Source organism: Arcticibacterium sp., assembly GCF_055134445.1.
The window spans coordinates 1-10425 of the sequence record NZ_JBSRVI010000114.1; the positions used below are offsets into that span (position 1 = coordinate 1).

Annotated in this window: 7 protein-coding genes; all 7 read right to left on the bottom strand. The window is 36.3% G+C overall.

Annotated elements, in window-relative coordinates; translation table 11 throughout:
- The coding region (locus ACTBZY_RS14980; RefSeq protein ID WP_463047153.1) for a sulfatase at nt 1-1320 on the bottom strand (1320 nt) is incomplete at its 3' end.
- 154 nt (nt 1321-1474) lie between these two features.
- Nucleotides 1475-2638, bottom strand: a complete 1164-nt coding sequence (locus ACTBZY_RS14985; protein ID WP_463047154.1) for an MFS transporter — start codon at nt 2636-2638, stop codon at nt 1475-1477.
- Between the two features lie 282 nt (nt 2639-2920).
- Nucleotides 2921-4693, bottom strand: coding sequence for a purple acid phosphatase family protein (locus ACTBZY_RS14990; RefSeq protein WP_463047155.1), 1773 nt, complete (start codon nt 4691-4693; stop codon nt 2921-2923).
- A 402-nt stretch (nt 4694-5095) separates the two neighbouring features.
- On the bottom strand, nt 5096-5380 hold the full coding sequence (locus tag ACTBZY_RS14995) for an addiction module antidote protein (protein WP_463047156.1): 285 nt from the start codon (nt 5378-5380) through the stop codon (nt 5096-5098).
- Nucleotides 5381-5383: 3 nt separating this feature from the next.
- On the bottom strand, nt 5384-5683 hold the full coding sequence (locus tag ACTBZY_RS15000) for a type II toxin-antitoxin system RelE/ParE family toxin (RefSeq protein WP_463047157.1): 300 nt from the start codon (nt 5681-5683) through the stop codon (nt 5384-5386).
- Nucleotides 5684-6284: 601 nt separating this feature from the next.
- Nucleotides 6285-9071, bottom strand: a complete 2787-nt coding sequence (locus tag ACTBZY_RS15005) for an STAND family AAA ATPase (RefSeq protein WP_463047158.1) — start codon at nt 9069-9071, stop codon at nt 6285-6287.
- A gap of 332 nt (nt 9072-9403) precedes the next feature.
- Nucleotides 9404-10318 (bottom strand): nucleoside hydrolase, encoded by a 915-nt coding sequence (locus ACTBZY_RS15010; protein WP_463047159.1) that lies wholly within the window; start codon nt 10316-10318, stop codon nt 9404-9406.
- Nucleotides 10319-10425 lie beyond the last annotated feature (107 nt).

Consider the following 10425-nt stretch of genomic DNA (forward strand, 5'->3'; position numbering starts at 1 on the left):
TAGTTCTATAAACCCATCTGGATGCTGTATCATTCTGTGGGTATTTGTTTTGACTGTTTTAAGCTGGTTAGATTGTGTATAAGCATAGGCAGAATGCCCAGCTAATGAAGGTTTTTCTAATATAGGTCTTAAGGATTCTCCTTGAGCAAATTTTGGTATTTCTACCCCTGCCAAATCACAGAGTGTTGGGAAAATGTCCAGTGTTTCTACAATGGCATTGGTATTTTGATTCTTGTTTTTCATACCTGGGTAGCGAATGATCAAAGGTGAGTGGAGCGACTCTTCAAACAAACTATGTTTGCCCCATATAGCATGCTCACCCAAATGATAGCCATGGTCTCCCCATAGAATCACAATCGTGTTTTTGTCTGCTCCCGTACGTTTTAGCTCCGCCAAAATTTTGCCTACTTGGGCATCCGCAAAGCTTACGCAGGCTGCGTAATGTCTTCTTACCTCATCGGCAAATTGGGCATCCGTATTACCATCTTTACCCCAATTATTGTATTGATTAAATTCTCCCGAACCATGCCAGGTGGTTTTACCCACAGGCTTTTGAGGATGTGGAATGGGTGGAAGTGTCATCCCTTTGTATTGTTCATAATAAGACGACGGAGCACCAAAAGGAAGGTGTGGTTTAATTAATCCCACAGCCAAGAAAAAAGGCTTATGACTATCGGTGCTGAGCTCGTTCAACTGTTTTAGGGCCTCATCCGTGATAAGACCATCGGGGTAAATGTTGTCGTCACCTTCTGCCGATTGGAAAACATCCATTTCGGATGAAGCTTCGCGGATTTCTCCATTCGCCAATCCATGCATGACACCTCTAGGATGCTTCCATTCTCCTACTGGAAGAAGATGCTTGTCCCACGCTCCTGGCATTTCTATCATGTTATTGTCGTCCCAATCATCTCCGCCTCTACCGCCAGGGTGATGCGACACTTTACCCACCGATACCGTAGTATAGCCGTTGGCTCTAAACCATTCTGGCATGCTGGGTTTGACTTCTTCGCCTGTCGCCATTTTTTCTGCTCTTTTAAACAAAGCGTAATTGTCAGAAGGGCCATAAAGACCGGTCAAGAGTGTATATCTAGAAGGACCGCAACTTGGAGCATTGACGTAGTGTCTTTGAAAAGCAACTCCATTTTCTGCCAAATGGTCAATGTTTGGAGAAGAGATATACTTCTTCCCAAAACTGTTTAATTCAGGACGCAAGTCGTCTACAGCTATAATTAAGATGTTAGGCCTCTTAAGCTCTGGCTTTTGACAAGCAATCAATAGTACAGTACCTAAAAATAGAGCGTATGATTTCCAAATGTTCATTTAATATGATGGCTAAGCGTAAGGTTTTTCAACAGGAATTATATTCAATGATATGACATATTGCTGAGAATCTAAACGGTTTTAAGTTTTCCGTCGAAGAAACTTAGGTTTGCAACCTACATTATTAGGAATTAGCGTTTGTCAAAAAGCGGGTTCAATGAATTGACCTCTTTTTTAAAGCCCATAGTCCTAAAACTGGGCCAATGGCCAGTACCAAATAAATGCTATTGGAGTTGCTATGGTTTTTCATTTCATTGAGCAATTGAATGCTGAAAATACTGATAGCAAAACCTATGCTATTCACAAGGGTGAGTGCCGTTCCTTTTAACTCAGGAAGGGCATTCTGTGCCACCATAGTAGAAAAAAGTGGGGAGTCTGCAGTAATGACCAAACCCCAGAAGAGTAAAAAACTTAGGAAGACTATCTCAGAATTTACAGTGAGCATAAAAGGAGAAACCAAACAACATAAACCCGATAAGCGTAAACTGAGTGAAGCTATTTTTTTAGCACCAAAACGTTGAGATAAATAACCACCAAGTATACAACCCACACCTCCAATGGCAATAATAAGGAAAGCATAAAACGAAACATTAAGTGATGATGCTGGATTGGAAAGGTTGTAAGCCATTAGGATTACTGGTGTAAAAGCCCAAAAGGCATATAACTCCCACATATGTCCAAAGTAACCGAAAGCGGCAGCACGAAAATTACGATTACTGAAAAAGTTTTTAAAAGACGATAATGCCATTTTTCGACCTGGTTTCCTATACGGGCCATCGGGCACTAGGGTCACCACGGCCATTCCTCCAAATACCGCCAAACCAGAAGTCCGAAGGATTACCGATTTCCAAGGAGCCATATCTTTTAAAAGATGAGGAAAAGCGGTACCTATCACCAAAGCACCCACCAAAAATCCCAGCGATTTACCCAGTCCTTTTTCAAAATGGTCTGCGGCTATTTTCATGCCAACAGGGTAAATTCCTGCTAAGAAAAAGCCTGTGAAAAAGCGTAGAGCAAGGATACTGGAGAAAGTGTTTCCTTCCCAAATAATACCCAAGTTAAATATCGCCCCGAAGATGGCACAGACCAAGAAGACTTTGGAAGGAGAAAATCTGTCTGATATGGCCAATATGGCAAAAAGAAGCGTTCCTGTAATAAAACCCAACTGCACAGAAGAAGTCAAAGGGCCTAAAGCGGAAGCTTCAAAACCAAAATTGGTCACCAAGTCGCTCATGATGCTATTACCCGCAAACCACAGTGAGGTACCACAGAATTGTGATACGACAATGACGGGTAAAATTATCTTGGATTGTTTCAAATGTTCAGATTGCGAATTTCCCTATCTAAACCTTGAATTGGGTGGTTTAGTTTCTTTTTCGGACTTGTGATTAAACCCAATTTACTCCTGATAAAACCTCCCGATAGTCATAGGAAATGCAGCTAAACTGCTTAAAATCAGTCAGTAAACTCATTTTATTCACTTTTGCCACTCATTACGATTAAAGCGGGTTAAAAGGTGTTGCAGCCAGTTTTTACAAAAAGAATGGGGAAGCAATCGAATTACTTCCCCATAAGCACTTTAATAGGTAGCCTTTAAAGACTAGTTTTTATCAATCAAGAGTTCATCTACCACTTTGCCTTCTTTGTTATAAGTGGTGTATTTCAAGACCTTATCCTTAATATTCATGTGTTGGTAAAATTGTCCGTCTTTATATCTTGTTACGGCATAGGGTTCTTCGCCTATATCGTCGTGATTACCATGGGTTCCTATAGAGACAGCGTAAACGGTTCCTTCTTTGAAGGAGTTCACTACTTTGCCAGCATTCATCGGTTTGGTACGCATATAATAATGAATATGCCCAGACATCACCATGTCCACATGGTAGGTATCAAAAATGCCACCCCATGCTTCTTGAATATCTAAATAAGGTTCTTCAAAATTGTATGGCGGAAAATGAAACATCACAAACTTCCAAGTAGCTTTGGAGTTTTTCAACTGTTTCTCAATCCACGCCGTTTGTGCTTCATTTGGTTGTGTGGCGTCAATCATGACATAGAGAGCATTCCCAAATTCAAACGTATACGTACTTTCTTTATCTACTTTTTCTGGGCCATTTTCAGGTAAACTAAAAAAATCGTAGTACATCCAAGCACCCAATCCATCTTGCCTATCGTGATTGCCAGGAACAGGCATTAAGGGTTTATACGCAAAAACATCCTTTGCATATCCAAAAAACTCATCCCATTCGTCTCTATAAAGTCCTGTGGAAACAATATCTCCGGCAATGGAATAAAATGCTATTTCTGGATGGCGTACATAGGAGTCTTGTAAGAGCTCTGCCCATTTTGGGTCTTTATGCGTATCGCCAAACCATATAAAAGAGAATGTTTTGATGTCTTTGGCTTCTGTCTTGAAATTTCTGACCTCAGACCATGAATTTGTTACAGCTGAACCCACGCTGTATTCATAAGTTGTATTTGCTTCCAATTGACTCAGCATTGCCGTATGCCTATGAATGTAGCGGTCGTTATAAAGCATTCTGTCCTCCATTACTTTCACTGTAGCTTCCGTAGAAAGGCTGTCCGTGCTGCCCTGTTTCCAATACTTCACGGTTCCTTCTTTTACCGCTGTATTGGTTCTCCATTGCAGGTTTACGGAATTGGTAGGGTCTGCACTCCAGGTTAGCATGACTTGGTCTGGTGCGGCAGAAGAAGGGAAAATGGTTTTACGGAAAGCTCCTTCCACGTGTGCTTCTCTTGCTCTTCCTCTTACGGTGGTGAAAAGTGTTTGGCCTTCAAGCTCTTCTGGCAATTCGGTGATTTTTAGGTCAGACCAGTCGTGATAGGTAAAAGCCCCTTTTTCCATTCTTTCTAAACTGTATTCCGAAGGGTACTGTTCGGTTATTTTTAATTCGTCGCCCTTATTTTGGGCTCCTACAGATATAAAATACACCACCCTATCTTTATCAAAACCTGGGATACCTAAGTTCACCCAGCCAGCGTCAAAGTCCTTTTGCCAGACTTCATATTCGTATTGGGCATTTTTAACTTTCTTGTCTGTTTTAACAAAACCACTTTCCTCTAACCAAAATGGCACTATGGGCTGCTGCACATGACGCATTAAAGAAACGGTTACGGGTACATTAACTTTAAAATACTGGTACTTGGTGGCTAAGACTGCCTTTTCTTTTTCGGTCAAAAAATCCAGCATAAAGCTGGTATTCACAGTCTCAAAATCTTCTGGAGAGACTTCACCATAGAGTCTAGTGATGACCTCATCCATTACATTTTTTACCGAAAGGCTTTCTTCCTGTGGTGTGGAACAGGAGAAGAGAATGACAAACAAGAAGGTTGTTACGAATAGATTACGCATGAAGTTTATTGTTTTAATGGCTGATTGAACGGTACAAATTAGCTCTTTTTAAGAGTATGTTTCAAATTCTATTTCGGGGATTATGAAATGACGCCAAAATTACCGAGATGTTAGCGAAAGCAGAAGGATTTGATATGATGTAATTGTTAGGAAATGGATGGCCTGATATGTCTTAAGCTAAGTCTATTGAGATTGGGTTAGGCTCTGTAAAGCCTTTAGCTTTTTTGGAACGCTGTTCTTAATTTAGTTGATTTTGTGCAATGTGTCGCTATTAATAGTTCGAAAGAAGACTAGCATCAAAACGATTACTTAAAAAAAGCCCCCAAAGCACATTACTATAGTTTTTCTTTATCCAGTTTATGAAGACAAATTCAGGCTTTTATAAGAAAAGATGGGTAGTTCCTAAACAGAAACTGGGTTTACACTAATCTGTCCTCCAATAGCTTTTAAAACTTTCATTACAGTGGCAAATTGAGGTTTGGCTCCATGCGAAAGGGCTTTATACAAACTTGGTCTGCTTAATCCTGTTTCTTCGGCTATTTTGGTCATGCCAATTGCTTTAGCAACATTTCCAATGGCGTTTATTATATCAGTGTTATCACCTTCTTCTAAAACAGTATTTAGGTACTCAGCAATCATTTCTTTGCTGTCGAGATAATCCGCTATATCAAATTTTGAAGTTTTCATTTTTTAACTATTTATATTGTCCCAGATTTCTTTAGCCTTTTTTATGTCATTTTGTTGAGAAGACTTATCACCGCCAATAAGCAGGATAATTATTTTGCCATCTATTTCTTTAAAGTAAACTCTATAACCTTTGGCAAAATTGATTCGTAATTCTCTAATGCCGTCACCTAAAGTCTTACAATCGCCAAAATGTCCAGTATCCTCTATTTTCTGAATTCGAAATAGAATTTTAGCCTTGGATCTCAAGTTTTTCAACTTCTTTAACCACTTATCAAATTCAACACTTTTCTCAACAAAGTACATGGGGTGTGTATCTAGTTGGATACAAATTTAAGTATATTTTTTGAATTAAAGTATTTTCAGGTTTGACAGAGTATGTACAGTACAATTAATAATGGCTCAAACCTTATACGAGCAAGGTTCTGCAAAGCTTTTAACTTTGTAGGAGTGGTATTCAGCCTCTGCTTGAAACGGGTGATTTGTGAAATATGTAAGGATTTAATGCTATGCAAGCCAGAGGCTTGAGAACACTTCCCCTAAGCTGTAAGCTTAGGGGAAGCTAGGTTTCTAGGTTAGGAAAATGAGTTTTTTTTCTTTTGTTGAGACATTTTATCTATTTTCAATTGTGATTCCATACGAATTCCTAAAATACTTAATATTTTACTCTTTTGAATATGATTCGTCGGATACAAGTATAAATGATTCACAACTAATCTTCTCATTATTTGAGTTGGTAATGGAGTAGCAATTAACTCCTTTTTTAGACTTTTTATATATGCATCTGGAAAACCATTATAATGGTCAAGTTTAATAGCAAGCTTTATTAGTTTGACCGAGTTATAATCTTGCTTCAAATAAACCTTTTCCAGAATATCATTTAGGTATTCTGTTCCAATTGAATCACTTATTTTTTTATAAAGCTATATGAAATATGGTTGCATAAACCGAATAAAGTACTTTGAGAAAGATTTTTTATTTTTCTTTCGTTGTCTATTTTTTTTCCACTATTTGTTTCAATTTCAGTAATAATAGCATTTACTTGGTTAATAATGAACTCTGAATTTTCTTCAATTATTGTAAAGAATATATTTAAGGTTCTTAATCCCAAAAGAATAGTTTCCTCAATTAATAACTCAATAGTATTATTATTGATTTTTCCATAATTATTTTTCAAGATTTGACCAATTATTTCTATTGCCTTGAAAGCCGTGTTGAGATTCCCAACGATATTAATTTCACTTTCATCTAGAGGGTCATCTTCTTCAAATTCTTGATTTACTAAGTTCTGTCGTGCTTGCTCATCTTTTAAAATATCCTCTTCCTCTCTATTTTCATCAACGCTCCTAGATTTAAAAACTAATTCCGGTATTGTAGTTCCAAGTTTGTTTATAGATGAAATATCTTCTTGAAGTTTACATGGTGTTAAATTATTAAATATTGATCTTGCTTTATCCAATAGCTGATTGAGTAGGAAGTCATCTTTACTATGATGAGTTAGAAACATCAAAATGTTTGAAAATTCTGATTTATAGAGCTTTCCAGTAAGAGAAGTTATTACTTCTTTTATTCTTTCTTCGTTAATATGATTTGATAAGTAGTTCGAAATGAAATAGTAGTGGACATACGAATACTTATATTCCAAGGCTCCTCCAATATTAGCAAGGATTTTAGCATTGGTTAAATTTACTGTTATTTTTTCAAGAGAATGGGAAATTGTATAGTTTTTACGGTATTGTGCGTCAAAATTTTCGAATTCATGAATATCAAATTCACGAAGGTTATTTTCAAATAAATAAAACGATAATTCACTTAGATAATTTTCATACTCGGTGATTTCTCTCTGAGAAGATAATACATTTGTAAATGATTTTTGAATAAGAAATTGGTAATAATAACCAAACGTACTTGCGGACAAATCAGTTGGGTTCCCTAATTCAATAGACTGTAATATTGTTAAAATAAAAAATGGATAACTGGGGACAAAGTTTATACCAGTAACAGTATTTATAATTGTTTGAGAATGTTGTAATTTTTTTATTCTTTCTTCTTCAGATATTGATTGTTCAACACCTAAAATATTCCATTTATTAATTAATTTGCTTTTTAATTGATGTCCAAATTCTTTAATCTCATAAATATAAAAGCTTGAGTATAGGTCATCATCAGACTTTTCATCAAGGATAATATCCTCTAGTGACATTAGTTCATTTCCAGAAATAATAAGATTTGGGAAATGTGAAATTAGGTTCTGTAATAGCTTGGCCTTATACCGAAGGTTAACCTTTACCCTATTAAAATCATCAATAATAATTACTAATTTCTTTTTATCAAGCTGATTGAAATCTTCTTGTGACTTCGAGGTGTATTGTTCCAAAAAAGTGTCACGAAGTATTTTATTAATGTCATCCAGGTTTGTGCTTTTTATTTGATGACCTTCGACAAAAAGAGGAATAAATCCTTTTAAATGTAGAACTTTGAAATAAGTCTTTAGAAGAGATGTTTTTCCAACATTTTCAGTACCACTAAATATGATGCGTATATCTCCTTCTATTTCGTTTAAAATATTTTCGGAATTTATTGTTAGAGCGTTAGAATCATTGTCATTTCCATCCAGCTGATTCAGAAGTTGTAAGTTGGGATAAATGTAAATATCAGGTAGTGAAACTTTTGCCACATTTGGGTGGCTGAAATTTGCTCCAATTTCATTTAACTTCGCTCTGAAACTATCTGTAATCAAAAAAGGATTGTTGACTTTTAGTGCTCCTCTTTCAAGGGAGTGCCAATTAGAATTGTTTTCTTTTTCTTCATATCTATCTCCTCTCCATTTAAAGTTTTTTACTTGAAATCTAACTTTATTTAAATCAATATTAATTAGGTTGAAACCGCTATTGTTTGGGGAGTCAGAGTCTTGAAGCACATCACCCTCCAGTTTATATGTAACATTTTCCTCTAGGTCTGATATTTTCGATTTACTATCGATATGTTCATGTCCTGTTAGATAAAAATCACTTGTTTGTTCTATATGATTTTTAAAGGTTCTATTATTTTCAGGATTTAGCCAATGTAAAGGGTGATGAAAGCATGATATTTTTAAATCAGCCTTTATTTTAAATACCTCTTTATCTATAAGACTTAAAGGAAAGATCATATTTCCTGCTATTTCATCTAGAATAGATTGAAAGGCGGTATTGTAACAGTAAAAAATTATAGATTTATCATTTCCATTAAATTGGTAAACTTTTAATAATTCAGAAGTATAAATGTTTCTAATACCTCCATTGCAAATACTTTCAAATAAGAAGTAATTTTCAAGATTTTGGGAAATGTTTTTAATTATGTCAAATTCAATATTTTCAGTAGTTTTTTGGATTGCGTCAATTAACGTTCTTCGTGCGGAGTCCTTCTTCATCAACTCTTGACAATCATGATTACCGGGAATTACTAAAAGTTTTAAATTACAATCATTGTATTTGTTTATTTCATCAATTATTGAAGTGTAAAAATCAAAAGATATTGTAAATTCTTTTTCTGTTCCAGAAAAGGCACTATCCCCTGTGACCAGTAGGAGAGTTTCATTTTCTTTTAAAAGTTCATTTTTAATGGCGTTGACTATTTGGTCTTTTTTTTCGAGGACTGAATTGTTTTCTTCTTTAAAATGTATGTCAGAAAATTGAATAAGTTGAATTGTCATTATGTTATTAAAAGTTGGTTATTTAGTTTGCCCTATTGAATGAGGAATAATTGATTGAAATTAGTAGAAATCCACTAAATCAGGTTTTTTTATCTAAAAAACGGCTAATTAAATCCAAAATCATGGTTAAATATAGTTTTGAAATCTAATTCTTTCTAAATCTCCAACTATTATCTCAAACCTCAAAGTGAAATGATTAATCGGTGACATTATTTTTTTTAGAATAGACTACTTATTGAGGTTGTTTCAAGTTCATGAAAGCCTCTTTCTCAACACAAAAAAAACAGAGCCCCAAAAAGAAGCCCTGCCTAATTAATGCTAACTTAAAAAAACTACACCAAACTAGCCATCAACTTCTCATGATAGTCTGGGACCACATCATAACAGTAAGTTACAGGGAAACCGCTAGGATTATCGTTGCATAGTAAATACTGTTTGAAGGCCTTTCTTTCGGTGTCTTTTACGGTGTCGTCTGGGTGCAGTTCTAGACGGGCGTATAGCTCCTGTGAAATGATGTCTTCTGGGCTGATGATATAATGACTCGCCAAAACATCAAAAGGGTTAAAACCTGCTGCTCCCATGCCTATCCACTGTGCTAGCCACGCTTCTGAGGCTTTTGAAATCCATTTGTTGGCAGCGTCTCCTTCTGCTAGTTTTTCTAAGTCAGTTTGTTTGAGGCATACCTTATTAGAGATTTCGAAAGGGCATAAAACCGTTTTCACACCAGATTCTAGCAAGATTCTAAAAGCGTCATTATCCAAATCAAAATTGAGGTCTCTGGCATGGTTTCCTCTGTTTCCTATCTCAAAATAATCGCTTGGTTTTCTTCTTCCTGCCACCAGTATTACGGCCTCTATTTGGTCCTTAAGTTCTGGGTGTTTTAAGAGTAAAATGCCCACATTTGTGGCTGGCCCTATGGCCATTATCGATATTTTGTCTTTTTTAAGAGCCGCTGCCAGGGCTTCCACGGCGTCGTTTGTGGCCAAGTCGGTATAGTCTAGGGCTTTTGACGCTCCCTTGTAAATAGGGATTTTATCGTCGGCAAATTCCTTGCTCATGAATTGACTTAGTTCTAAAGCGTTTTCTAAAGTGGTGTTTCCAAAAACCGCCGAAATACCTAAGATGTCTACTTTGTTAGATTTCATAAGTTGGAGTACGGCGTAGCCGTCATCCACATCGCAGTAGCCTTCTCTAGTCTCTCTTTTCATGCCTACGGAGAGGTCGGTGTCAATCCAAACTTTTTTCATTTTTGTGTTTTATTTATTGAATTCGTTTAAAAGAATTCTTATTCTACGAGTACTTATTCTTTGGTTCACCTTCCGCCTGCCTTTCCTCCTAACGGCGGATAAATCGG